This window comes from Candidatus Thiodiazotropha endoloripes, from assembly GCF_001708965.1.
GTDB lineage: Bacteria > Pseudomonadota > Gammaproteobacteria > Chromatiales > Chromatiaceae > Thiodiazotropha > Thiodiazotropha endoloripes.
The window spans coordinates 1,164,184-1,189,182 of record NZ_LVJW01000006.1; the positions used below are offsets into that span (position 1 = coordinate 1,164,184).

General features: G+C 53.6%; 21 protein-coding genes. 8 read left to right on the plus strand and 13 right to left on the minus strand.

From position 1 onward, the window contains the following. Positions 1-7: 7 nt before the first annotated feature. A complete protein-coding gene (locus A3193_RS15925; RefSeq protein WP_069003249.1) occupies positions 8-841 on the plus strand; it encodes an OmpA family protein in 834 nt (277 codons plus the stop codon). Positions 842-1,110: 269 nt separating this feature from the next. On the opposite strand, the gene A3193_RS15930 is transcribed toward A3193_RS15925, so the two are convergent. From A3193_RS15930 to cysC, 4 genes are all read right to left on the minus strand, one after another. After that, positions 1,111-1,410, minus strand: coding sequence for a PEP-CTERM sorting domain-containing protein (locus A3193_RS15930; RefSeq protein WP_069003248.1), 300 nt, complete (start codon positions 1,408-1,410; stop codon positions 1,111-1,113). Between the two features lie 189 nt (positions 1,411-1,599). Further along, a complete protein-coding gene (locus A3193_RS15935) occupies positions 1,600-2,622 on the minus strand; it encodes an AI-2E family transporter (protein WP_069003247.1) in 1,023 nt (340 codons plus the stop codon). 14 nt (positions 2,623-2,636) lie between these two features. Further along, complete coding sequence (locus tag A3193_RS15940) at positions 2,637-3,035, minus strand: hypothetical protein (RefSeq protein ID WP_069015275.1); 399 nt, start codon at positions 3,033-3,035, stop codon at positions 2,637-2,639. Between the two features lie 15 nt (positions 3,036-3,050). After that, a complete protein-coding gene (gene cysC / locus A3193_RS15945) occupies positions 3,051-3,659 on the minus strand; it encodes an adenylyl-sulfate kinase (RefSeq protein WP_069003245.1) in 609 nt (202 codons plus the stop codon). A gap of 247 nt (positions 3,660-3,906) precedes the next feature. On the opposite strand from cysC, the gene A3193_RS15950 reads away from it, so the two are divergent. Then, entirely contained in the window at positions 3,907-5,106 is a 1,200-nt protein-coding gene (locus A3193_RS15950; protein ID WP_069003244.1) for a TraB/GumN family protein, read from the plus strand. Positions 5,107-5,125: 19 nt separating this feature from the next. On the opposite strand, the gene A3193_RS15955 is transcribed toward A3193_RS15950, so the two are convergent. Genes A3193_RS15955 through A3193_RS15965 form a run of 3 tightly spaced genes read right to left on the minus strand, consistent with a single transcriptional unit; the run spans position 5,126 to position 7,262 of the window. Then, complete coding sequence (locus A3193_RS15955) at positions 5,126-5,557, minus strand: GNAT family N-acetyltransferase (protein ID WP_069003243.1); 432 nt, start codon at positions 5,555-5,557, stop codon at positions 5,126-5,128. Then, positions 5,554-6,795 carry a multifunctional CCA addition/repair protein gene (locus A3193_RS15960; protein WP_069003242.1) on the minus strand — a complete coding sequence of 414 codons (1,242 nt, stop codon included), beginning with the start codon at positions 6,793-6,795 and terminating at the stop codon, positions 5,554-5,556. Before A3193_RS15960 ends, A3193_RS15955 begins: the two co-directional genes overlap by 4 nt. Then, complete coding sequence (locus A3193_RS15965) at positions 6,795-7,262, minus strand: DUF4124 domain-containing protein (protein WP_069015276.1); 468 nt, start codon at positions 7,260-7,262, stop codon at positions 6,795-6,797. Before A3193_RS15965 ends, A3193_RS15960 begins: the two co-directional genes overlap by 1 nt. Before the next feature lie 446 nt (positions 7,263-7,708). Between A3193_RS15965 and A3193_RS15970 the strand changes: the two genes are divergently transcribed. Beyond that, positions 7,709-8,032, plus strand: a complete 324-nt coding sequence (locus A3193_RS15970; RefSeq protein ID WP_069003240.1) for a PilZ domain-containing protein — start codon at positions 7,709-7,711, stop codon at positions 8,030-8,032. A gap of 152 nt (positions 8,033-8,184) precedes the next feature. Here the strand turns inward: A3193_RS15970 and A3193_RS15975 are convergent, their stop codons facing one another. Beyond that, the gene (locus A3193_RS15975) at positions 8,185-8,652 is read right to left on the minus strand and encodes a c-type cytochrome (RefSeq protein ID WP_069015277.1); all 468 of its coding nucleotides are present in this window, start codon (positions 8,650-8,652) and stop codon (positions 8,185-8,187) included. A 124-nt stretch (positions 8,653-8,776) separates the two neighbouring features. Between A3193_RS15975 and A3193_RS15980 the strand changes: the two genes are divergently transcribed. The 3 genes from A3193_RS15980 to A3193_RS20300 all read left to right on the plus strand — a co-directional run bounded on the left by A3193_RS15980 (position 8,777) and on the right by A3193_RS20300 (position 17,419). Then, positions 8,777-12,631: a DUF3683 domain-containing protein gene (locus A3193_RS15980; protein WP_069015278.1), complete on the plus strand. Its 3,855-nt coding sequence runs from the start codon at positions 8,777-8,779 to the stop codon at positions 12,629-12,631. Positions 12,632-13,033: 402 nt separating this feature from the next. After that, complete coding sequence (gene ppc, locus A3193_RS15985) at positions 13,034-15,850, plus strand: phosphoenolpyruvate carboxylase (protein ID WP_069003237.1); 2,817 nt, start codon at positions 13,034-13,036, stop codon at positions 15,848-15,850. A 225-nt stretch (positions 15,851-16,075) separates the two neighbouring features. Then, positions 16,076-17,419 (plus strand): CAP domain-containing protein, encoded by a 1,344-nt coding sequence (locus A3193_RS20300; RefSeq protein ID WP_162273753.1) that lies wholly within the window; start codon positions 16,076-16,078, stop codon positions 17,417-17,419. Between the two features lie 50 nt (positions 17,420-17,469). Here A3193_RS20300 and A3193_RS15995 read toward each other — a convergent pair whose 3' ends face one another. Together A3193_RS15995 and A3193_RS16000 are read right to left on the minus strand one after the other, a co-directional pair. Beyond that, positions 17,470-18,159 (minus strand): hypothetical protein, encoded by a 690-nt coding sequence (locus A3193_RS15995; RefSeq protein ID WP_235615017.1) that lies wholly within the window; start codon positions 18,157-18,159, stop codon positions 17,470-17,472. 739 nt (positions 18,160-18,898) lie between these two features. Further along, complete coding sequence (locus A3193_RS16000) at positions 18,899-19,336, minus strand: bacteriohemerythrin (protein ID WP_069015279.1); 438 nt, start codon at positions 19,334-19,336, stop codon at positions 18,899-18,901. Between A3193_RS16000 and A3193_RS20670 the strand changes: the two genes are divergently transcribed. Beyond that, positions 19,335-19,544 carry a hypothetical protein gene (locus tag A3193_RS20670; protein ID WP_069003235.1) on the plus strand — a complete coding sequence of 70 codons (210 nt, stop codon included), beginning with the start codon at positions 19,335-19,337 and terminating at the stop codon, positions 19,542-19,544. The genes A3193_RS16000 and A3193_RS20670 overlap by 2 nt on opposite strands. A 25-nt stretch (positions 19,545-19,569) precedes the next feature. Here the strand turns inward: A3193_RS20670 and A3193_RS16010 are convergent, their stop codons facing one another. The 3 genes from A3193_RS16010 to hemE all read right to left on the minus strand — a co-directional run bounded on the left by A3193_RS16010 (position 19,570) and on the right by hemE (position 23,922). After that, entirely contained in the window at positions 19,570-21,465 is a 1,896-nt protein-coding gene (locus A3193_RS16010) for an ATP-binding protein (protein ID WP_069015280.1), read from the minus strand. A gap of 490 nt (positions 21,466-21,955) precedes the next feature. Continuing rightward, positions 21,956-22,843: an NAD(P)-dependent oxidoreductase gene (locus A3193_RS16015; protein WP_069015281.1), complete on the minus strand. Its 888-nt coding sequence runs from the start codon at positions 22,841-22,843 to the stop codon at positions 21,956-21,958. Between the two features lie 14 nt (positions 22,844-22,857). After that, on the minus strand, positions 22,858-23,922 hold the full coding sequence (hemE, locus tag A3193_RS16020; RefSeq protein ID WP_069003232.1) for a uroporphyrinogen decarboxylase: 1,065 nt from the start codon (positions 23,920-23,922) through the stop codon (positions 22,858-22,860). A 105-nt stretch (positions 23,923-24,027) separates the two neighbouring features. Between hemE and A3193_RS16025 the strand changes: the two genes are divergently transcribed. Next, positions 24,028-24,975, plus strand: coding sequence for a PDC sensor domain-containing protein (locus tag A3193_RS16025; RefSeq protein ID WP_069015282.1), 948 nt, complete (start codon positions 24,028-24,030; stop codon positions 24,973-24,975). Positions 24,976-24,999 lie beyond the last annotated feature (24 nt).

Here is a 24,999-nt window from a genome sequence, read left to right on the forward strand (position 1 = left end):
ACACACCATGTCCCGCATAGCTAACCGTTTGACGATCTTCGCTGCACTCGCCCTGCTACTCATCGCCTGCAGTTCCACACAGAAAAGCCAAGCCCTGTTGGATGCAGAACAAACCTTCGCCGAAGCAAAACAGAATGAGGAGATTCTGCGCTATGCTCCGGCCGAGCTGGAGAGAGCTGAGCAGGCTTTGGCCCGTGCCGCAGTTGCCGACAACGAAGAGGATATGAGCTCACTCACCTACGTCGGTACCTCCCGTATCGAGACCGCCCGGGCGATCGCTGCCCGCAAGACGGCCAACAACAGGCTCCAGGAGTTGGGTGAAGTGAAAAACAAGGAGCGCCTGAAAGCGAGGGAGATTGAAATCCAGCTCGAACAGCAGGCCAAGGCCGAAGCGCTTCGTGACAAGGAGGCTGCACTGATGGAACGGGAGCAGGCACTGGCCAAGGCCGAGGCACTGCGTCGTGAGCTTGAGGAGCTACAGGCCCTGAAGACGGAACGGGGCATGGTAATGACCCTGGGTGACGTGCTCTTCTCGTCGGGTAAGACTGATCTGCTTCCCGGTGCCATGAGCACCATCGACAAACTGGCGTCGTTTCTGGGCGAATATCCGGAAAAGACCGTGCTGATCGAGGGCCACACCGACAATGTGGGCACCGAAGAGTACAATCTTGACCTCTCGGAACGACGGGCTCTTTCCGTCAAGGAGGCGCTGGTCCAGGTTGGTGTAGACGCCTCCAGAATCGACACCCTCGGACTGGGTGAATCCACCCCGATTACCGATAACACGACCGCTGCCGGCCGCTTGAAAAACCGCCGTGTGGAGATCGTGATCCGCGATTGAGACAGACTGGCGGACAGCCTCAGTGCTGTCCGCCGCAAATCCTACGACTCCTACCACTTAACCCATCGCTGCCAACTCAATCAGGCCACTGAGTGATGCTGAGCTGGCAGCAGAGTTGCTACTCCAAAGCCGCAGTTTGCAGAGAGATAACAAGTCCGGGCCATTGCAAGCCTCAAGAATAAGTTATCGGTGAAAAAAAGGCCGCCTGGGAAGGCGGCCAATGATGGAGTTCCAAAGGAGGAGAACTTTCAGCATGAAACTGTTACAGACTATTTTTTCTTACGACTTATCAATTTTCTTGCTCCAACCCAGATCAGGCCCAATCCAAGCAGTGCCAGAGTGCTCGGTTCAGGCACTGTGACACGGAAATCACTAACCGTCCGACGCTCGGACCAGGGGTCATGAATCGTATTGCTCACGATGTAGGAACCGGCTGGGTCACCGCCAACTCTACCGGTTTGGTGATTGAAATCTGCCCCAGCCTCACCATGATAGATCGGCAGAGCCTGGCTCATCATGCTGATACAGAGTGCACCAATCATTACAGAGGTGGAGATGACTTTTTTCATGGCCTTTGGCGTATCGGGATTTATGAGTCATGGAGAAGCATGTCCCATGCCAAAGCACCTAACCAATTGAAGCCAAGGAGTTTTTACTTTTTTTCCTGATACAAGCTTTAGGAACTGTTAAGAAAACCGACACAAGCTTTTAATCAAAAGCACACCCTTCGGCATCGTATAGTCACCAGGAGCCGAGGCCTACCCCAGCATCGCCGCGTAATTACGGGTATCGGGATTACTGTCGAGAACAATCTTCATGGTCATGGTGAGGGGAACAGAGAGAAACATTCCCACCGGCCCAAGAATCCAGCCCCAGAAGACCAGAGAGATGAACACAATCAGGGGTGACAGGCCGAGACCTTTGCCCATGAAACGAGGCTCAATACCATTGCCAACCACACTGTTGATGATCAGGTAACCCACCGCCGTCCACAGGGCCATCTGCGGACCGAGCTGAATCAGCGCCAACAGCACAGCAGGAACTGCAGCAATGATGGATCCGATATTGGGCACATAATTGAACAGAAAAGCCAGCGTTCCCCAGAGCAGAGGGTAGTCCACACCCAACAGGGCCAACAGTGTGGCAACCAGAATACCGGTCAACAGACTGGTCGAGGTTTTGATCACCATATAGCGTTTGATACTTGAGGTGATCGCATCCACTCTGGCCAGAGAGCGCTCCGGACTCTCCGCATGATCCTTCAGTTTGGTCTGAAAGGAGTTGGCTTCGAATAGCATGAAGATCACAGTGATCAGAATCAGAAAGGCCTGGGTCAGAACATTACCCAGACTGCTCATCAGACTGCCGGCCAGAGCCATCGCCTTGGCCGGATCGAAATAGGTTGTCAGGGCCTTCAACTCCAGCTCCACACCCTGCTCTCCCAACCAGCTGACCAGTCTCTGACTCTGCTGTTTGAGTATCTCCTGGTAGCTTGGCAGATTGCTGGTGAAATCGTTCAGCGATCCCCCCACCAGCCAGGCCAGCATCAAACCGACGATGATGATCATGCCGACAACCGAGACCATCGCCAAACCACTCGGCACCCCTTTCTCTTTGAGAAAGAAGAGTGGCGGTGCGGCAATCACCGCAATAAACAGTGAGAGCAGAAACGGGATCAGCAGGGTCACAGCCGCTTTCATACCCGCGACAATGACCACAAACGCAGCAGCCGAGAGCAGAAATCTGGCGGTTGGCGAGAGCGGACGGTACTCTTCGATCATGGTGGCCGGTCTCCCTAGTTGAAAGTCGGCACCGGGCTGTTGAGATGCCAGACCTCTCCCTCTTCGTCGTAGCGCCACTCCTGTTTGTCGATTATCTCTTTGAGTATTTGCGAGTCCTGCAACACATATTGAATCACCGCCGTCTGGATCGCCTTATCCTCGCCAAGCATGGTTGGCCCCTGAACCACCTCGTAGTGGGTCACCCGGATATTTTTCGAAACCGGCTTATACTCCTTGTCCTTGTGGTCGGGAGGGAGGAAATTATAAGCCTGCTGCCCAGAGGTCCAGCGAATCGATGCTTCGTAACTACGCAAAATGTTCTCCAGGGATTCAGCCCGGGTGTGCTCTCCAAGAGTCTGGCATGCGGCCAGCTGGATCAGAAATGGAATGAGAAAATAGTGCACTCTGCTCACAATACTGCTCCTGGTCTAAACCACTCGATTGGCTATGACGCCCCGTAACTCCAGTGAACTGATGATCTCATTGACACAGTCCGCCACCTCCCGGTCTGCTGTCTTGATGGTGATCTCCGGCTTGGATGGGGGCTCATAGGGTGATGATATGCCGGTAAAATCCTTGATCTCACCAGCCCGCGCCTTCTTGTAAAGACCTTTCACATCCCGGGATTCACAGACCTCCAGCGGACAATCCACGAAGACCTCGATGAAATCTCCATGGGGGAAAAGTCCTCGCGCCCTGTCCCGGTCTTCCCGAAAGGGGGAGATGAACGCGGTCAACGAAATCACACCGGCATCCACAAACAGCTTTGCCATCTCCGCAATACGCCGGATATTCTCGGTACGGTCTGCATCACTGAATCCCAGATCCCCGCACAGCCCATGGCGAACATTGTCACCATCGAAGACATAGGTGCGACAACCGCGCTGGTAGAGCTCCTCTTCCAGGGCATGGGCCAGTGTGGATTTACCTGAGCCGGAGAGGCCGGTGAACCAGAGCAGTTTCGCCCGGTGCTTGTTCATCTGCTCCCGCCGTTCGCGGGTTACAGTGGCTTGATGCCAAACAATATTATTTTGCATCGGAATCCATGATTTTAGATTGGATAAAACTTTCCGTAAGTTGGCAGCAAATTCTACCAGCCTACCTTCAGAGTCAGTAAGTTATCAGAGATCTGACCATTTTGGCAGCGGCAGAGGCGAAACGTGGTATTTACGGCCCACCGCATTCAGTACCCACAAAACGGGCCATAACCTCTGCAATCAGACGTCCGTTCATCGGGCAAGGCTGTTACAATGTCGGGCTTTTGAAACGACCTGATCCATTAAGATGACTGAAAATAACCGGGAACCTCAGAAGGAACTCCTTCTGGGAGAGAGTAAAATCACCCTGCTGGGAACTGCCCACGTCTCCCGGACCAGTGCCGAAAAGGTAGAGGAGCTGCTGCAAACCGGTGACTATGATGCGGTTGCCGTGGAGCTCTGCCCCAGCCGCTTCAATGCGTTGATCAATCCTGACGACCTGGCGAAGATGGATCTGTTCAAGGTGGTCAGGCAGGGCCGGGTGATGATGGTGATGGCAAACCTGGCATTGGGCGCCTATCAGCAACGACTGGCCAACCAGTTCGGCATCGCACCGGGTGCCGAACAGAGAGAGGCGATCCGCATCGCCCAGGAGTCAGAAAAGCCTCTGCTGCTCATCGACCGGGAGATCAGCACCACGCTGAAGCGGGTTGCCGGCAATCTCTCCTGGTGGAAACGGCTGACACTGTTCGCCGGCCTGCTGACAAGTATCCTCTCCAAAGAGCAGGTCACTGAAGAGGAGATCGAGCACCTGAAAGAGGGCGATATCCTGGAGACCACCTTTGCGGAATTTGCCGAAGACCGACAGGATCTCTATCTGCCACTGATCGATGAGCGGGATCGGTACATGGCGGCGAAAATCAAGCAGGAGATTGAAAAGGCGGGGCATGAGAATCTTCTGGTGGTGATCGGCGCCGGGCATATGAACGGCATCGCCCGCTATCTGGAGTCTTCAGACCAACAGACGCCAACCGCCGCCATCGAACAGCTTGAAGAGGAACCCAAACCGAGTCGCTGGCCAAAGATCATTCCCTGGGCCATCGCACTGCTGGTGGTTAGCGGCTTTGTCATCGGCTTCAGCCGCAGTCCGGAGCTGGGCATGGAACTGATTATGGACTGGGTATTGATCAACGGCGGTCTCTCCGCCCTGGGCGCTCTACTGGCGGCCGCCCATCCACTGACCATCCTTACCGCCTTTCTCGCTGCCCCCCTGACCTCGCTCAATCCGGCGGTGGGAGCGGGTATGGTGACCTCGCTGGCCGAGGTGTTTCTGCGCAAACCCACGGTGGCGGACTTCAGTCAGCTTCGGGACGACACCACCACGGCCAAGGGCTGGTGGCGAAACCGGGTCTCCCGCACCCTGCTGGTGTTTCTGTTCAGCACCATAGGCTCGGCGGCGGGCACCTATATCGCCGGTTTCAGGATCTTTGACCGTCTGGTCGGTTGAGAATTGTTGCGTCGTTCACTCAGTCGCTCCCGTTCAGGGGTGCGGCAAAGTGAAAACCGGTCTTTGGCATGCTCTCCCGCTCGTAAAAACGGTGGGCCAGCTCTCTTTGCAGTCCGGAGTCACAGTGAATTTGCCGGCAACCCTGCTGTTGAGCCTCTCTTTTCAGCCAATCGAGTAATGCGGCGCCATTCCCCCGGGAGCGTCTCTCTGCCCGGGTAATGAAATCGTCGATATAGAGAAATCGCCCCCAGGCGAGATTCTCTGAAACCCGATAGCCGGCAAGACAGACCGGCTCGGCATCCACAAGCAACATGGCAAGCCGGTAACCGGACTGTTGTTGATCGCGCACCCGGCTGACAAACTCAGATTCCCGGATGTGGGGACGCAATTCCGCCATTACCGGATAACAGCGCTGGATCTCCTGATCTGTCTCCGCAAGCCTGATCGTCACTGTTGCTGGCACTCCTGTTGTTGTTTAACGCGATTCAATACTGCGGCGATCTTCGCGCTTCTGGCCTGTCTCATGGCAACCCCCACCATCGGCCCGATGAGCCCTTTTGGCAACTGCTTCGAATCCACACTGCAGGCGGCATAGTAAGCACGCATCAGATCCCGGGCCTGTGGGTAGTGCTGATCTTCAAACCCTTCGCGCCCTTGAAAGTCAGCCTGACAGACCAATACAAACCACTCAAGGTTCCGAGGTTTCCTGAATGCATCCAGACCCTCAAGCAGTTTCAGCACGGTTTTCGGTTTTAGCTCATAGAGATGGTGCAGATGGGTATGATAGGTCGCCGCCCGGTGCGCCAGGTCGGTAAAACCGGAAGGGACCTTCAATCGCCGACCCAGGGCCTTGATCAAGTCAGCCCCCCTGGATTCATGGCCATGATGGCTGGGCAGTATCTCTTTCGGTGTGGTTGCCTTGCCCAGATCGTGAGTCAGGGTGGCGTACCGAACTTCCGCCGCAGAACTCAATTCGCAGGCCTTTCTCAATGCCATCATGGTGTGGACACCACAATCCACTTCCGGGTGCCATCTGGTGGGTTGCGGCACACCCCACAGGTTCTCGACTTCAGGCATTATCCGGCCAAGTACACCCAGCTCCCGAAGAGACTCAAAGAAACGCACCGGATTTGCCTCAGCCAAGGCCCGACTTGTCTCCTGCCAGATCCGTTCAGCCACCAGATTGTCCAGCTCACCGGCTTCAACCATAGCCCGAATCATCTCAACCGTCTGCGGGGCGATGGTGAATGGGGGATCATTGTAGCGCGCCATGAATCTGGCCAGCCTCAACACGCGAACCGGGTCGTCAGAGAAGGCGCTGGAGACATGGCGCAAGACCCGATTGTTCAGATCCTCAACCCCATTGAAAGGATCGATCAGATTGCCGGCACCATCCTCAGCGATCGCATTGATGGTCAGATCACGGCGCTGAAGATCCTCCTCCAGGGTCACTCCTGGCTCAGCTACCACCACGCCCGGCTGATGACCTTGATGGCGGAGTGTGCGCGCCAAGGCATACTCTTCATTGGTTTGAGGGTGAAGAAAGACAGGAAAATCCCTGCCCACCTGGCGATAGCCTAAATCGAGCATCTCTGTCGGGGTTGCCCCGACAACCACATAATCTTTTTCTGTGACTAGCCTACCAAGTAACCGGTCCCTGACTGCCCCGCCAACCAGATAGATCTGCATCAATAACCACGTATTTTCTTTAAGCGCTTTTTGGCCTCGTCCAGCTCACGCTGCGCCTTCTTGACCCGTTCGAAATACTCCGGCCGGATATAACTTTTACCGCCCTGAAGTTGCTGTCGGTCGTCATCACCGAACTCTTCCATGGCAGCCAGCTGTTTTTCTGCCTCCTCAACTTCCTGCTCGGCTTTGGCCACTCGATCCTTGCGTGCTGTGCTTTTCTCCAGCCGCTTCTCCTGTGCCTCTTCCATCGCCTTGCGGATCGCTCTGTTGCGCTCCATGGTATCGCTGATCGATTCCTTAGATGGACCTGGCTGGATTTCGATTTTTTCAACCTTTTTTGGATCAGCCGGTGGCGAGTCTGTATAGGTTACATTGCCATCCTCATCGACCGTTCGATAGACCTCTGCTGTCAAGGTCCATGGCAGTAGCAACACTACGATAACCAACGGGTAGAGTTTTTTAACCATAAAGCTTCCTTTGTTCAGCTGAATCTATGTGGGCCTGGTCGTTGTCTGGCCCTGACAACTTAGACATCAAGATCAGGCTATTTTCGCACAACAACTGACCAGGCTTCACCTGTTATTCATCCGGCGGTGAAGTTATGATTCAGTGGGTGCATGGCGTTTTATCCTGTAGACATCAGCCCGGTCTTGGCCGGTCAATTTCAGGCGGCTCCACAGGTAGCCTTTGCAAACGCTTAAAACCAGGAAAAAAAAGCCTGAATTTGGCCGATTTTGCCACCAACCCGGCCCAAGCCTGATAAATTAATAAGCTAAGTAATCGGGCAGCTGCCCTGCCAGCGAAATTTACGCCAGCTCATGGATAGCCAACCGACGTCAATGGTTCGCTGACTCAGGTCACCGTTCGGTTGTGATAGAGATTCTCTAGCCGTCACTTATGGGGAGACCATAGCATGAACGACTTTTCAGAAAAGCGCAGCTTCTACCGTATGGCTGTGAACGGACCAGTCAAATTTCGTGTCAACGGTGACAGCGCAGTCTCCACCGGCAGTGTCCTCAACCTGAGCAGCAGCGGTCTGCTGATTGCCTCTGAGCAGGAGGTACCGGTAAACAGCAGCATGACGGTTCAGATTACCCCAACCCAGGCCATCACCCCACCTCTGACGGCACAAGTGGAAGTAGTGCGAAATGAGCCCGATTCCTCGGTCGGAAACCGTATCGCCTGTCGTATTATCAAACTGCTGGCGGATGATGAGGCAGGACCCGGCTTCCCCTGACATCAGCCAACAACACGCCAGGCCGCAGGGATCCTGATCGGAGAGTGTTTCATTTTCCCTCTCCAGCCTGGGACAGCTGAATCACGGCCTATCCTGCCAAGCCGGTGCTGCATCTGAACTGGGGCCTGATCACACCAGCAGACCGATCCGGTTCAGTTTTTATACTTTTTATGGCAGGCCTTGCAACTCTTGCCGGTCTTTTTCAGTGCGGCCCCCATACTGCCTTTGTCTCCGCCCTGAGCGGCTTTCTCAAGGGCCTGGGCAGCGCTGCCAAAATCCTGGTATTTGCTTTCAAAGTCTTCAAAGTCCATCCAGATCTCGGCCAGCGCATCGCTTTCATCAGACTCGGAATCCTCCGGAAAACCATTCATCAGCTTGAATTTCGAGGCATTGGACAACTCCTGAGCGTGATCGGCAAAGCGCCCCTTATCAAACTCGGTTTTACCCTTCATCATGTCACCCATGGCTTTCATGTTCCAACTGAAGACATTCATCACGCCCTGTCGATACTCCACCGCCTTCTCAATCTCCCCGGCAACAGCGGGAACCGAGCTGTGCAGAAGCAGGAAAGTTGCTGATAATCCTAATGTTCTGGCAATCAGGCTATGTCTACTTTTCATTATTTCACCCCATAGATAGATTGAAGACCGATATTATTGACAAATTCTATAGTTATAAACTGAAGACCCATTGTTTTTTTGGGTTACAATAGGCCGTTTCGCTTCTGGAACTATCCTGCATTCGATGAACAAGCAGCCTACTGCGCGGATTCGAGAAATCCCATATAACTATACCTCCTTCTCTGACCGGGAGATCGTTATCCGGTTCCTCGGGAAACCCATGTGGAACCTGATCGAGGAACTGAGGGGTACCCGGCGCACCGGCCGCTCTGCAAGAATGCTGTTTGAGATACTGGGGGATATGTGGGTGGTCAGCCGCAACCCCTACCTGCAGGACGACCTGCTGGATGATGAGCAGCGCAGGAAGGCACTGATCGACGCTTTGAATCATCGATTGGTACAGTTTGAATCCAGGGCCAACAACAACCAGCAGGCACTTGAACTGCATGCCGCCACCCGCAGCGCCGTCGATCAGTTTGCCCGTCGGTTCGATGATCTGCTCGAACTGCGGCGGCGAACCAAAAGTAACCTGATCGGTCTGACCCGTTCGGACAACATCGACTTCAGTGGCCTGGCCCGGGTATCCCATGCGACGGATGCCACCGACTGGCGTGTGGAGATCCCTTTTGTGGTCATCACCCCGGACCGGGAAGAGGAGGTGGCGCCGATCGTCAAGGCCTGCATCGACTCGGGCCTGACACTGATTCCCCGTGGCGGCGGCACCGGTTACACCGGCAGTGCCGTCCCCCTGGATCCGCACAGCGCGGTGATCAACACGGAAAAGCTCGATGGGATCGCCGAGATCGAGTCGAGCAGCCTTCCCGGTGTCGAACATGAGGTGCCCACCATTCAGGTCGGTTCCGGCGTGGTGACCCGTCGGGTGTCGGAAAAAGCGGATGCCAAAGGCCTCGCCTTTGCCGTCGATCCCACCTCCCAGGATGCCTCAACCATCGGTGGCAATATTGCCATGAATGCCGGCGGCAAAAAGGCGGTCTTATGGGGTACCACCCTCGATAACCTGGCCAGCTGGCGGATGGTCACTCCCCAGGGGGAGTGGCTGGAGATCGAACGTCTCAACCACAACCTGGGCAAGATTCACGACCAGCCGGAAGTCAGCTTCAGACTCACCCGCTACGACAGCAGCGGCAAGAAACAGCTGGGTGAAGCGGAAATCCTGAGAATGCCCGGTCAGGCCTTCCGTAAAGTCGGTCTGGGTAAGGATGTTACCGACAAGTTTCTCTCCGGTCTGCCCGGTGTGCAGAAAGAGGGCTGTGACGGCCTGATCACCTCGGCCCGGTTTGTTCTGCATCGCATGCCCAAGCAGGTTCGCACCCTCTGTCTTGAGTTTTTTGGCGCCGATATCGGTAAAGCGGTCCCGGCAATCGTTGAGCTCACGGATTATCTGAACAAACATGAGGAGGTTCTGCTCGCCGGCCTGGAGCATCTGGATGAACGCTATCTGAAAGCGGTCAAATACTCCACCAAGGCGGCCAGGCGTGAGCGACCAAAGATGGTTCTGCTGGCCGATCTGGTGAGCGATGATCTGGCACTGCTGGAGTCCGCCGCCGATGAGGTGGTACGCATGACCCAGGCACGGGAAGGAGAGGCGTTTATCGCCAGCAGTCCCGAGGCACGACGCAACTTCTGGCTCGACCGTTCACGCACCGCCGCCATCTCAGCCCATACCAACGCCTTTAAAATCAATGAAGACGTGGTCATTCCTCTGGACAAACTGGCCGACTACAGTCGCGGCATCGAGCGGATCAATATCGAGGAATCGATCCGTAACAAGATTACTATTGCGGATGAAGTCCTGGCCTATCTGGTTGGTGATCACTCACTTCGAAAAGCGGATGATGACTTCGAAGCGAGTGATGAGAACCGCTCCATTCTGCAGGCCAAACTCGACCTGGCCAAACAGGCGGTAGAACAGGCGAGAAACCGCTGGCATACCCTGTTGACCCGTATTGAAGCCTCGGCGGAGGAGAATATCGACCTGGTCAACGGCCTCGACAGATCCCTCATCCGCAAACAGGACCGCTTGCTCGACCTGCTGCTGAGACGGGACCTGGTGGTCTCCTACCGGACAGAGATCGCCACCCGCCTGGATGAGATCTTCTCCGGCCAGGAGGTCAAGAATCTGCGCCTTGCGATGCGTGAAATCCATACCCGGTTACGCGACTCACGTCTGTTCGTGGCCCTGCACATGCATGCCGGGGATGGCAATGTGCATACCAATATCCCAGTCCACTCGGATAACTATGCCATGTTGCAGCAGGCAGACCGGATCGTCGACCGCATCATGGACCTTGCCCTCAGCCTGGATGGCGCCATCTCCGGGGAACACGGTATCGGCCTGACCAAGCTGCAGTATATGGAACAGGAGAAGCTTGAAGCCTTTGCCGAGTACAAACATCAGGTCGATCCTGAAAGCCGCTTCAACCGGGGCAAACTGACCGCCGGAGCCGACCTGGAGATGGCCTACACCCCCTCGCTGCGACTGCTGGAGCAGGAGGCGATTATTCTCGAGGAGAGTGAGCTCGGCACCCTCAATGATGAGATCAAGCACTGCCTGCGCTGCGGTAAATGCAAGCCGGTCTGTATGACCCATATCCCCAGGGCCAACCTGCTCTATTCGCCACGTAACAAAATACTCGCCACCGGCCTGATCATCGAGGCCTTTCTCTATGAAGAGCAGACCCGACGAGGTATCTCACTGCAGCATTTCACCGAAATGAACGATGTTGCCGATCACTGCACCATCTGCCACAAGTGCGAGAATCCCTGCCCGGTGAATATCGATTTCGGCGATGTCACCACGCTGATGCGTAAAATTCTCATCGACCGGGGTAAGAAACGCTCCAGCCTGGGTGCCAAGGCCGCCATGAGCTTTCTCAACCTGACCCACCCGACGGCGATTCGCTGGATGCGCCGGGGTCTGGCGGAGTGGGGCTTCAAAGGCCTCAACCTGGGCCATACCCTGGCTGCCAGAAGCGGGTTGTTGAAGCAGCAGGATCAGCCACCCAGTGCGACCACCGGCAATCCGAAGCCGCAAAACCTGGTCGTGGAGATGCTGCAGAAACCGATCCGTGTCGAACCGCCCAAGCAGACCCTGCGGGACGCCCTCAATCTGGAGGATACCCGTTCCGTGCCGATCCTGCGCAATCCCGAGCGGGTTACTGAAGAGAGTGATGCGGTATTCTATTTTCCGGGTTGCGGATCCGAGCGCCTGTTCAGCGAGATTGGCCTGGCCACCCTGGCGATGCTCAATGAGCTGGGTGCTGAAACCATATTGCCACCTGGGTATCTCTGTTGTGGTTATCCACAGACCGCTGCGGGTCTGCATGCCAAAGGCCGGCAGATCACCACGGAAAACCGGGTCCTGTTCCACCGCATCGCCAACACCCTCAACTACATGGACATCAAGACCGTGCTTGTCTCATGTGGCACCTGTATGGATCAGCTGCAGGCCTATCAGTTTGAAAAGATCTTTCCCGGCTGCCGGTTGCTCGATATTCATGAGTATATGATGGAGAAGGGGGTCTCACTAGACGGTAAGCAGCAGACCGAATATCTCTATCACGACCCCTGCCATACCCCAATCAAACAGTATAATCCACTGCAGGTGGTCTCCGGTTTAACCGGCAAACCGGTGGAACTTAGCGATCGATGCTGTGGCGAAGCGGGCACCCTGGGCACCAGTCGTCCGGATATCGCCAACCAGTTGCGTTTCCGTAAATCGGAAGAGTTGAACAAAGGCATCCAGGCAATCCATTCCAAAGCAGCGCAACCGGCGGAGATCAAACTGCTTACCAGCTGCCCTGCCTGTCAGCAGGGACTCAGCCGCTATACCGATGAGACAGGACTGAAACCACAATACCTGGTACTTGAGGTGATTCAACAACGACAGGGTGATCAGTGGCAGCAGAAGTTCATCGATCAAGTCTTGAAAGACGGGATCGAGATGGTTTTGGTCTGATCGATAGTCAGCTGTGAATGTTCGCTAAGTCGCTATGACTGAAATTCCGACGAAGAAGATCAGTCCGCCAATAAACGCCAATGGCGAGGGTGCTTCTGAACGGCTTTGCTCAAACAACGCTTTTGATACAGAGCTGATCCGTGTCAAAAGTGCTCTATAAATGTCCCAAGCGATTTCACTTCGATTCACCCTTTGTTCACTCTCTCCAACGACGGTGAACAAAAACCAAAACAGGCACGAAAATCAATCTGTGAAGCGATAGCAGCTAGGCGAGATCTTATTACGTCTACGCGCATTCATTTTCGGTCTGAAATCATTTTAACCCCGGCTCTTTTGTGGTGTGGGAGGAGCTCAAGCCTGCTACTGTTTACAAAAGGGATCCGCAACAAAGATAAGCCGACCATGACCGACAGTTTTACCAAAGCCTGTGTTAAACACGACAAGAACCTGCGTAGCCGTGTGCGACTGCTGGGAATACTGCTGGGTCAGGTTCTGCAGGAACAGGTTGGAAAGGATACCTATACGGTGGTCGAGCGTTTGCGCAAGGGCTACATCAAACTGAATAAAAAGCACGATCCTGCCCTCTACGATCGTCTCACCCGGCTGATTCTCTCCCTGCAACCCGAAACCCTCAGTGCCGTTGTGAGGGCTTTCAGTATCTATTTCGTGCTGGTGAATATTGCCGAGGAGGCTTTTCTGCATCGCCAGCGCCGACGTATCGCCGGCAAGGGCCAGGAGTTATGGCAGGGCTCTTTCGACCATACTCTACGGGCTTTCCATGCTCATGGCATTGAGCCCCACCAGCTGCAGAGCATACTCGATGATGCGGCCTACATTCCGGTATTCACGGCACACCCCACTGAGTCCAAACGGTTGGTGATCATGAACCTGTTGCGCCGGATTTTTCTCACCAGTGAGGATCTGGATGCCCCCAAGCGACGACTTGAACAACGTGAGCAGACCATTCGTTCACTCAAGACCCAGATCCAGACTCTGTGGAAGACAGAAGAGGTTCGGGCGGTTCGTCCCGAGGTGCGCAACGAGATACGCCTGGGTCTGCACTATTTTCAGAGCAGTCTGTTTGATGCCGTACCTCAGGTCTATCGACGGCTTCGGGCAGGGATCGAGCGTGTCTATGGAGAGCATCCTGAGTATCATGGAGTTCAGCTCTCGCCCTTCATCCGCTTCGGATCCTGGATCGGTGGCGACCGTGACGGCAACCCCTACGTCACACCGGAGGTGACCCGTCTGGCCCTGACCCTGCAGCAGCAGACCATTCTGCAGGAGTATATCCGCCGAGTGGACAGCCTGATTGCCGAACTGACTTTCTCAAATCGCTTCTGTAATCCCAATTGGGCGTTCACTGAGAGCCTGAAGGTCGACAATGAAATCTGCAAACAGCTGTTCTGCGACAATCCCCGTCGCTTCGAGGATGAACCCTACCGGCGCAAGCTCTACATCATGCGTGAACGATTACGCCTGACCATGCCTGCTTTACCAAGTGAGACGCTTGAAGAGTCTGGCCATGCCGGCGCCTATACCGATGAACAGGCCTTCCAGCGGGACCTCAAACTGATCTACAACTCCCTGTTGAGCCATGGCGATGGAGATGCAGCTGAAGGGGCCTTGCAGGAGCTGATACACCTGGCGGAAACCTTTGGTTTTTATCTGATGTCTCTGGACATACGACAGGAGTCGAAACTGCACAGTGAAGCGGTGGCGGAAATCCTCAAACAGAGCGGCGACGCCAATGACTACCTGCAGCTCGATACCGATCAGAGATTGGCCCTGCTTGACGCCAAAATCAGCAACGGACTGACCAAGCCGCTGCAGCGAGACCGCTTATCGGATGAGACCCGCAAGATGCTGGCGGTATTCGATCTGATCGCTGAAACCCAAACCAGCATCAGCCCAAAGGCGATTGGTCAGTACGTCATCTCCATGACCCACCAGGCCAGTGACATCATGGAGGTGGCCCTGCTTGGCCGCCTGGCCGGACTGCTCGGCTTCGATCAGGGCAGTTGGTTCTGCCGACTGGAGATCTCTCCCCTGTTCGAAACCATCGACGATCTAAAACGTTGTGAAGAGATTCTGCGAAGCCTGTTCGCAAACCCCTGTTATCAGAATCTGCTGAATGCCAGCCATCGACGGCAGGAGATCATGCTCGGTTATTCCGACTCTGCCAAGGACGGGGGAATCATGGCCTCAGCCTGGAATCTCTACCAGACCCAGCAGCGGATCATCGATCTCGCAGACCGGGAAAAATTGCGCTGCCGGCTGTTTCACGGCCGGGGAGGCACCGTAGGGCGGGGCGGTGGGCCAACCCATCAATCGATCCTCGCCCAGCCGAAAAACACGGTCAACGGTGAGATCAAATTTACTGAACAGGGTGAAGTTCTCTCCTACAAGTACAGCAACCAGGAGACAGCCATCTATGAACTGACCATGGGTATCACCGGCCTGTTGAAAGCCAGTCAGGGTCTGGTATCCACAGTCAAGCAGGAGCGACAGGACTACAGCCAAATCATGCAGGAGATTGCCGGGCTTGGCGAGCAACAGTTCCGCAAACTCACTGAACAGACCCCCGGATTTCTCGACTACTTCTACGAGGCAACCCCGGTCAACGAGATCGGCCTGATGAACATCGGCTCCAGACCCTCCCATCGGAGCAAAGGAAACCGCTCCAAATCCTCGGTAAGAGCGATCGCCTGGGTATTCGGCTGGGGACAGTCGAGGCAGAATCTTCCTGGTTGGTATGGCATCGGCAGCGGTTTGGCCAACTGGCGCAAAAACAAGCCTGGCAGACTGAAAAAGCTTCGTACCATGTATCAGGAGTGGCCCTTCTTTCACGCCCTGTTGAATAACGCCCAGATGGCCTTGACCAAGTCGAACATGGCCATCGCACAAAAGTATGCCGATCTCTGTCTGGATAAACCCACCAGCCGAGCGATCTTCGACATGATCAAGCACGAGTACGAACTGACCTGCGCTGAAATTCTGACCATTGCCCAGCTGAATGAACTGCTGGATGACGCCCCCATTCTGCAGCAATCGATCCGCCGCAGAGACGCCTATCTGGATCCGCTTAATCACATTCAGCTGGAGTTGATCAAACACTACCGCTACAGTGGCCTGAGCGAAGAGCAGCAGGAGCTTTGGCTGACCCCCCTGTTACGCTCGATCAATGCCATCTCCGCAGGCTTACGCAATACCGGCTAGGGCTAAATATTCAACCCGGCGGCTGAAACTGAACTATCTGGTCACCGGATTAAATAGGATCCAAGCTTCCTCAACTCCCACAATTGTGAACAAGCCCAGGTTTTAGCCCTGAAACAGCCTGTAGATTCCAACAGACTCGCCGACTATTAGTCGTAGGCGCCAGCCGCTCCAACATCGGGGTTGGAGCTTGGTGGTGCCCTTGGTCTTTAGCTGATGGTTTGTCTTATGTTCCGTAAAAACAATACAAAAGCCCTTCTCCTGTCACTGATGCTCAGCCTCACATTAATCGCCTGTGGCGGTGGTGGATCCGGGGGTGATGATGGGAGTCCTCAAACCACAGTCGATGACAATACTCAGGATGACAGCAACAGTGGAGATGAGAACAACACCCCACCGGATGATGGCGGCAACGACACGACAGCGCCGGATGAAGGGGATAACACCCCGGTGGAACCGGATCAGCCACCACCGGCAGATGATGGAGTGACACCCCAGCCGGTAAACCAACCACCGGCAGCCTCGATCAGTGGCAGTCAAAACATCACCTCGGGGGAAACCGTCACTCTGGACGGCTCCGCATCCAGTGATCCTGATGGGGACAGCCTCAGTTACCTCTGGACACAGACCGGGGGAGAGGCGCTCACCCTGACCAACAATAGCAATCCCAGCCTCAGTTTCATCGCACCGGAAGTGATCCAGAGCAGCAGCTTGAGCCTGCGCTTGACGGTGAATGACGGGGAGTACAGCGCCACGGCTGATATCACCATTCAACTCTCACCGGCTGCGGACACCACAGCCCCTGCGGTCACCAGCCGATCACCCCTGGCCGATGCGGTAGGTGTCTCAACCACCACCCAGGTCAGTGTCAGTTTCGACGAACCCCTGGATGCGACCCTGGTCGATGACCAGAGTCTTCTGGTTACCCAGGCAGGTTCGTCGGTAGCCGCCAGTGTCAGCTATGACTCAGACAGCGACAGCCTGATCCTGAGTTTCGATAATCCACTGCTTGCAAACACCCTCTATCGGGTAACACTGGGGACAAATCTGCAGGATCTCTCAGGCAATCCGGTTGCACTTGAGAGCTGGGATTTCACCACCGGATCGAGCTACAACCTGGGCAGCACCAGCCAGGCAACCATCGATGCCTGCATGGACGACAGTGACAAACTGATGCTGACTCTGGTAAACAATGCCCGTGCGGTCAGCAAGGATTGCGGCGGCACCAGTTATGGCGCCGTCGAAGCGATCGCCTGGCACTGCCAACTGGAAACCGCCGCACAGAACCACTCAACTTCCATGGCGGACAATGACTTTTTCGACCATAGCGGCCTGGATGGCTCAAGCCCTGGGGATAGAATCACAGCTGCAGGTTACAACTGGCGCACCTATGCCGAAAATATCGCAGCCGGCTACAACGATGAGGAGGCGGTGATGACCGCCTGGCTGGAGAGTCCCGGCCACTGCGCCAATATCATGAACACGGCCGTCACGGAAATGGGCGCCGGCATGGCAGAAAACCCATCGGCACGCTATCGAATCTACTGGACCCAGGACTTTGCGGATCAGTAATGGGCTGGATCATTCTCTGGGCAGACAATCCATCGAGGTGATCTCCCGGCTCAGGCGTTCTCGCCTTCACGGCCGAGGGAATCCAACACCCCCTGCAGGATATCAAACCGCTGTTTCGCCTTTTGCCAGGCTTCACTTTCGGCCGCTGCGCCAAACAAATCCTCACCCTGACGACAGAGTTCAGACAACTGTGCCGTATCGAACAGGGTGATGGCGGTTTCAAACTCATCCTGCTCCGCACTCAACAGTACCGGCAGCAGTTCATTTTGAAGGATCAGTGAATCGGGATCGAGCAGGTCGGCCACCAAAGGATGCTCAAGCAATGCATAATGGGTTTTTCGGGCGGCCTCCTCCTGCTGCAGCTCTTGATGCGCCAGGGTGTCATTACCGGCCCCTTTCCATACCGCACGCATGATCACCTCGACCAGTTTCATGATCGCCTGCTTGTTCGGAGTCTGATCATCGGCCAGTCGGCAGGCGTTTTCGTAGGCCTTGTCGAGTCGCTCTTTAAGCTCAAGAATCACATCGCTCTGCTCATGGGGACCCAGGGCCACGGCTTCCCCGACCAGCTTGCGCAGACTCTCGATATAGGCGACCAGCTCCTCATGGTCGAGACGTTGGGCTTCTGTCAATTGCTCCTGGGTCAGCTGATTCTGTGACGCTTGAAACAGGGGATTGTCATGCTTGCGCATCAAATGACGTTCAAAACGTCCGGGAAGTTCACTAAACAGCAGATTCATATCGGGACCACCTTCTCGCTACACCAGTCAACCCTGCTGGGTGCCAATCGCTCTCCGGCATGGTGTCAGGATGAATGATACCCCAGCCGGCCAGTAAATATAGCCACAGAGATGAGGCGCGGTGGATAGCAACCACACACCAGCGTTCTGCATTGAATTGGAGTATCCACGGCTCTTACCTGATCTGTTATTGCTTTTTTTGCCGGTGTATCAGGATAAAGAGTATTTGAGCTATTTGTACCATGAAACCCGTCCCAATAGGGAGTGATGGGGGGCATCCTCTCGCCAATCTATCTACGCCGGCCTATGATCTCCGGTGCAGATGACCGAACAAAATCGCCACCAGGCACTGTAAACAACCGGTCACACTTTGAGAAAAATGAACTAAAACCTTGCAGTTCATTGACTTATGTCAGTTAAAAACGAGCATGCCGCAATTACCCTGGTCTCCGCAATGTTATTGCTTGTCTCCCGTGAAAAGACACTCTTACTGTTGTCTATTCTTTTGTGGAGCTTTTGGTCAAGTCAATTTTGGAGGACAAACCATGTTAGGTAGTGATAAAGCAATAGTCGGCGCACTAGCAATCCTGGTACTGGGTATCATTATCTCAGTAATGATTGGCTAACTGCAGAATAGGGCGGTGGTCAGTCACTGGCCCCGCCCTGCAAAATACCAGAGCACTCGCTTAGGGCCAGTTAACAGGCCCTAGCCTGACCAGCTCACACTTTCCAGCTTTCTCTAACGAATAAACCGGCCTAAGAACTGGGCTGTCACCATGTCCATAGTTTTGACATGACTATCAAACCAATTGCGCCACTCGATGAAGATAAAGTCGGCCAGGGCTTCCAGATTGAACTCCGTGAGCCATTGAGCCTGTAGCGATTCAAGGCCTGACAACACCTGATCATGCTCCCCCTTATGCACCGGATAGGCGTGGAAGCCATGCTCCATCATCATTTTGTTTTCACCTTCAAAATGTTCCTGGGTATGATCGATCCAGGCCATTAGCGAGTGACTGATCTTCTCAATTTCGGGCTCGACTTCTAATCCGTTGATCAGCAGCGTTCCCAACTGGTTGATCATTTCAACCTCTTCCCGATGCACCTGATTCATCACTTCCAGTTCGACAAGCGGTATCTGATCACTGGCTACGATAGGTAGCTGATATTTACTCATGGCGCACCAAAGATCTCTAGCATTGAAACTGCGCATCATAGAGGATGGTGGTGATTACAAACTTGACATGAATCAAGCAAATAATGAGTTGATAAGATTATTCGCATTCAGCGGGCCGAAGCGCCTCGAAAGGGTAATCGACTCTGCCGGGCGACACGATTTGAAACAGGGAATGTATGAAGCTTGGGAAGTAATCTATTTTATCTGATCGCTACGCTCAATCATGGCAAGGATTAGATCAACATGGTATTGGCGACTCGCTTCTTTTCCGTGTAACCGCCACTATAGGCATGGGTCAAAGTCTTTTCCAACTCCTCCATTCCAACCGGCTTTGTCAACAGGTCAGAAAACCCGGCATCGAGAATCGTTTGATGCTGTTCGGGAAAAGCATGCGCTGTGGTCGCAATCAGAATGGGTATTGCGCTACTCTCAGCCCGTAATCGATTTGCCACATCCATCCCACTGATATCGGGCATTTGAATATCCATCAACACAACATCAAAGTGGTTGTTGCGTATTTGAGCCAAGGCTTCATAGCCATTACTGGCGACAGCATAGGGATTTCCAAGCTTGGTAAGAAATGCACAAAGCAGCATTCGATTGATTTCGTTATCATCGACAACCAGTACATGAAAGTTTTGTCGCTGTTGTTGCGTGACAGTGGCAGCCCTTGGTGCCTGCAAACAGAAATTATCTTTGCAACAGACTCTCAGTGGCAACTCCAGACTGAAACAGGAACCTTCACTCAAACGGCTGCTGACATCCAGTTCACCATCCATTTTTTCCACCAGGCTCTTGACGATTGCCAGACCCAGCCCGGCACCTTCCGTTTTACGGGTTTCAAAATTTTCCACCCGGGTGAAATTATCGAAAATTGTACTTAATTCCTCCTCCGCAATACCGATTCCGGTATCCTCGACTTCAAATCTAAGCAATACTTTTTTGCCGTTTGAGTTCAACAGTTTTATAGTCAAACTGACATAACCGCACTCGGTATATTTAATCGCGTTGGAAAGCAGATTGCTGACAATCTGACGCAATCGGTTCGCATCCCCATACAGCCTTTTATGAAGCTGCTTGTCGATACACAGTTTAAGAGCCAGATTCTTACGCTCTGCAACCGGGCCCATGATGGCAACAACCTCTTCCATTTCCGTACACAGTGAGAAGGATTCCTCATTTAAACTGATCTGGCCAGATTCGATCGAGGTGATATCCAGAATGTCATTCACAATATGTAACAGACTTTTCGCTGCTTTGCCGATCTGTGAAACATATTGATGATGTTTCTGTTCCAGATTCTCTTCCTGCAACAACTCGGTAAAACCCATGATGCCGTTCAACGGTGTGCGCAGTTCATGACTTACATTGGCCAGAAACTGATTCTTTGCTTCACTCGCCCGCTCAGATCTCTCCTTGGCGTCAATCAGCTGGCTCTCAATCTTTTTACCCTGTTCGATCTTATGGGTCAGCTCAAGATTCTTTTTTGCTATTTCAGCATGAGAGTCCCTCACCTCTCCAAGAAGCTTTTCATTGTCCAGCCATAACTGGATATTGTGTTTGACGTTACGACTGTAACTTTTTGCAACCCACAACATAAAAACCATATAGATCAATATCAGGATCAATACGGTTTCAGCAAGGGCGGTTCCCTGCATCAGCAGGGTTATCAGTGTTGGAGTCAGTAAAGAAAAGAGGGTCAGTACATAGTTCTTGAATATCACTGCCCGGGTGATGATACCACCCGCTGTGACACCGCCAAGAATAAACAGCGTCAACATATGGTAGGTCTCATCCTCGATCATAAAACCGATCGGCCCAAGAAAGCCCCAGGGGACAACACTCACCAACACAAGAATGGTGTAGATGCTGAGCCAACTGTTTGCATTATTCAGATTGACCCGGTTTTCAAACTGACGGGCAACAAAGAAAACCGATGCCGAACAGATCACATTGATACAGACCCAGGTTATCAGCAATGGCGTTGAAACCAGGCCCCAGAAAAAAAAGATGATGGCTGCAAAAGTCGCATAACTGCCAATACTGGCTTTTGTTGCAAGCTTGTAAGATTCCTTGGCTAATTCCAGATTGAGCTTGTTATTCATCTTCCGTTGAAGTGTCAGTTCCATCTATCTTCAGTCCATGCGTTAAATCTACTTATTGTTTTCGATTACCTGCCAACCTTCAGTCAGATAAATGCATCGGCGTCTGCTGACACGACTCGGATTACTATTATCTTCAGCAAGGCAAGATAGTCACTCTACTGCTCATTCAGCCTATGTGAAAGAGTGAGTTAATGCCTGTAATAACAGCTTCACTGCTACGAATTTCACCTGTAAACAGTCAATTGAAATCGTGTCAACAAGGCCTAGATGGTAATGCCTGTCAAGCCAGCAGACAACAGTTTGCATTAAATGGGGTTTTTTTAATCTACGGATGAATAGTGAAATGGCTACTGGTTGTTTACGCAGATAACCTTTCGGCCATTCCAGATCTGTTTCGGAAAATCAGATTCAAAGCGATTCTGTCTTTTGAATTAACAATGCTCAGTTAAATCTTCGGATCCGACAAAAAGCAGCCATGTAGCCTGACCATCCCGCAATTTTCTGTCAGGACCTGTTAACAACCGATATCGGTTTCCGCATCGAAACCCGGATTGATCGCTTCATACAGGGCTGAATAGTCTTCATCACCATATCCAGCCTGTTGACCACTGTTCAAAATACTCAGTGTGGCGTCGGCCACTTCACCGTTCATGCCGGAAGATTCTGCCACCTGTTTAAACAGTCCGATATCTTTGATCAGATGCTTCAGGGGAAAGTTGGCTTTACTGTAGTCGTGCTCGAGATACTTCTGCAGCTTTTTATCGAAAGTCTGTGCATAGAGTGCGCTTTCACGCAGTAGCTTCATGAAATGTTCAACTTCGACACCCTCAGCCCGGATCAACCCCAGGCTTTGGGCGAAGCCAACCGTCAATGCGGCGATCAGTTGATTCATCGCCAATTTCATTGCAGCTGCCTGACCGACCCCACCTACCAGGTCGACCTCCTTACCCAGTCCTCTGAGTAGCAACAGGCAGTGGTGGTAGACCTCCTCGGAACCACCGGCCATGACGATCAATTCACCACTCATCGCCTCCGGAATACTGCCGAGTACCGGCACCTCCAGATAGTCAGCACCCGACTGTTGCACCCTGTCAGCAAGTTCGCGGCTTTGATCGGGCGAGATGGTGCCCATCTGCAACACCGTCTTACCGCCAAGCCGGCTCACGACCTCATCACTGAACAGCACCGACCCGATTGCCTCGGCATCACTCAAAGTCAGCAGGATGACCTCTGTATCACTGACGGCATCTGTCAGATTCCCTGTCACGGTAATGCCTTCGGACTGCGCCATCTGCAGACGTGATTCTGATCGGTTCCAGGCTTTCACCTCATGACCTCGTTGAATCAAACGATGGGCAACCGGCAGTCCCATCAAACCAAGTCCTAGCAGGGTTACTTTCATAATTTTAACTGGCTCTACTGATGATAAGGACGACTCAATTCATGAACCGCTTCGACAAACACACCGGCATGTTCAGGATCGATCTCAGGATGGATACCATGCCCCAGATTGAAGATATGGCCACTCCCCTGTCCATAACTGGCGAGCACCTTCGCCACCTCCTCACGAATCCGTTCCGGTGAGGCGTAGAGGGTGCAAGGGTCCAGATTTCCCTGCAGTGCAACCCGGTCACCTACCCGGCTTCGGGCATCCGCAAGACTCAATGTCCAGTCGACGCCAAGCGCGTCACAGCCGGTAGCCGCCATCTTCTCCAGCCATAGCCCGCCCCCTTTGGTAAAGAGGATGATCGGAATCTTGCGTCCATCCGCCTGTTTGGTCAGGCCATCCAGAATCCGCGCCATGTAGTCCAGGGAAAAGCTCTGATAGTGCTGTGGGGTCAGGGCGCCACCCCAGGTATCGAAGATCATCAACGCCTGGGCGCCGGCTTCAACCTGTGCATTCAGATAGGCAGTCACCGCGGTTGCAACCTTCTCCAGCAGGCGATGCATCAGCTCAGGGCGGTCGAACATCATCCCTTTCACTTTGGAGAAGTTCTTGGTGCCACCACCCTCGACCATGTAGGTGGCCAGAGTCCAGGGGCTGCCGCTGAAGCCGATCAAGGGCACTCGGCCATCCAACTCCCGCCGAATGGTGCTCACCGCATCCATCACATAGCCCAGATCTTCAGCCATATCCGGCAGACCGAGTGCCTCAACGGCCGCTTCATCGGTTACCGGACGCTCAAACCTTGGGCCCTCTCCCGTGGTAAAGTAGAGACCCAGACCCATCGCATCCGGAACGGTCAGGATGTCGGAGAAGAGAATTGCCGCATCCAGTGGATAACGATCCAGTGGCTGCAGGGTCACCTCACAGGCCAATTCCGGATTCCGGCATAGATCCATGAAACTCCCGGCTTTCGCACGGGTGGCCCGGTACTCAGGCAGATAGCGTCCTGCCTGACGCATCATCCACACAGGGGTCATATCCACCGGCTCACGCGCCAAGGCTCTAAGAAAACGGTCATTTTTTAAACTGGTCACGGATTAAGATCCTTTAGCAACATTTTTTTGGTATAAAGAGATGGCTAGTGGGCCAACCAGGCACCTAAGTATATCGCGTTCAGCCCAGGAGTGAATCTCAAACCTATGTCCGCAGTAAAACAGATCATATTGGCGAAAAAAGATGCCTTGGCCGGCGCTATCGGCAAGCCCCTCTCCGAATTGGCCAAACAGTGTGCCCAGGTCTGGCAGGACCCGGATGCACTCGACCGGGTACTGCTCGAACATATCGCCGATATCACCAATTGCGAATTTCTCTATACCTGGGATCTGGACGGCCGGGAGATCTCATCCCTGATAATGCCCGATGGGGTGAATAGAGGTTGGCGGGGCAGGGACCTCTCCGAGCGCCCCTATCTGAAGAACAACCTGCCTTTCAAAGGGATCATGCTCTCATCGGTCTACCATAGCCAGTTTTCCAATCGTGAGTGTGTCACGGCTCTGCAGGCGGTTCGTCAGAATAAAAACCTGGTTGGCTTCATCGCAGCGGACTTCTCTCTCGACAAACTCAATGCGGATGAGAACGCCAGTATGGGTCAGCCCCAGTGGCAGCAGTTCAAGGGGGATCCAGCAGTTCGTGGACAGCTGTTCATGCAGCAGAGAGTCCAGAGCCGACTCGATGAGCACATCGATTCAGTGCATGAAACGGTCTACGACCTGATGACCGAACATGGTATCTTTCACTGTAAGATCCACTTCTCCAGCGGGCGCTGCTCATTCTGGGATATGGATGATCCCTACAGCTATCATATTCATGGTGTCGAGGAGATCATCGACCCGGATATCGTGTTGGCCTATCCACTGCATCCCTACCCCGAGCGTGCCAAGGTGACCCCTCAACAGTTACGTGATGTGCTGCAGGAGTTCAAGGCGTTGCGCTTCGTCGATGAGACCATCTATCTGCGCAGCGCATCCGTGAACATCATGAACGGCATGCTCGGTCTGACCTTCTCATGTGACGGTTCGCACTATATGCCGGTGGAGGAGTTTCTCGCTAAGAATCTGAGTTTCTGGTTGGGCACCAATGAGATTTAACCTCCTAATTTCTATAGATTGTTT

Coding starts and splice junctions, on each gene's coding strand:
- A3193_RS15925 (WP_069003249.1), top strand. CDS start 8: ATGTCCCGCATAGCTAACCGTTTGACGATCTTCGCTGCACTCGCCCTG.
- A3193_RS15930 (WP_069003248.1), bottom strand. CDS start 1,410: ATGAAAAAAGTCATCTCCACCTCTGTAATGATTGGTGCACTCTGTATC.
- A3193_RS15935 (WP_069003247.1), bottom strand. CDS start 2,622: ATGATCGAAGAGTACCGTCCGCTCTCGCCAACCGCCAGATTTCTGCTC.
- cysC (WP_069003245.1), bottom strand. CDS start 3,659: ATGCAAAATAATATTGTTTGGCATCAAGCCACTGTAACCCGCGAACGG.
- A3193_RS15950 (WP_069003244.1), top strand. CDS start 3,907: ATGACTGAAAATAACCGGGAACCTCAGAAGGAACTCCTTCTGGGAGAG.
- A3193_RS15960 (WP_069003242.1), bottom strand. CDS start 6,795: ATGCAGATCTATCTGGTTGGCGGGGCAGTCAGGGACCGGTTACTTGGT.
- A3193_RS15965 (WP_069015276.1), bottom strand. CDS start 7,262: ATGGTTAAAAAACTCTACCCGTTGGTTATCGTAGTGTTGCTACTGCCA.
- A3193_RS15970 (WP_069003240.1), top strand. CDS start 7,709: ATGAACGACTTTTCAGAAAAGCGCAGCTTCTACCGTATGGCTGTGAAC.
- A3193_RS15975 (WP_069015277.1), bottom strand. CDS start 8,652: ATGAAAAGTAGACATAGCCTGATTGCCAGAACATTAGGATTATCAGCA.
- A3193_RS15980 (WP_069015278.1), top strand. CDS start 8,777: ATGAACAAGCAGCCTACTGCGCGGATTCGAGAAATCCCATATAACTAT.
- ppc (WP_069003237.1), top strand. CDS start 13,034: ATGACCGACAGTTTTACCAAAGCCTGTGTTAAACACGACAAGAACCTG.
- A3193_RS20300 (WP_162273753.1), top strand. CDS start 16,076: ATGTTCCGTAAAAACAATACAAAAGCCCTTCTCCTGTCACTGATGCTC.
- A3193_RS15995 (WP_235615017.1), bottom strand. CDS start 18,159: ATGAATCTGCTGTTTAGTGAACTTCCCGGACGTTTTGAACGTCATTTG.
- A3193_RS20670 (WP_069003235.1), top strand. CDS start 19,335: ATGGCGCACCAAAGATCTCTAGCATTGAAACTGCGCATCATAGAGGAT.
- A3193_RS16000 (WP_069015279.1), bottom strand. CDS start 19,336: ATGAGTAAATATCAGCTACCTATCGTAGCCAGTGATCAGATACCGCTT.
- A3193_RS16010 (WP_069015280.1), bottom strand. CDS start 21,465: ATGGAACTGACACTTCAACGGAAGATGAATAACAAGCTCAATCTGGAA.
- A3193_RS16015 (WP_069015281.1), bottom strand. CDS start 22,843: ATGAAAGTAACCCTGCTAGGACTTGGTTTGATGGGACTGCCGGTTGCC.
- A3193_RS16025 (WP_069015282.1), top strand. CDS start 24,028: ATGTCCGCAGTAAAACAGATCATATTGGCGAAAAAAGATGCCTTGGCC.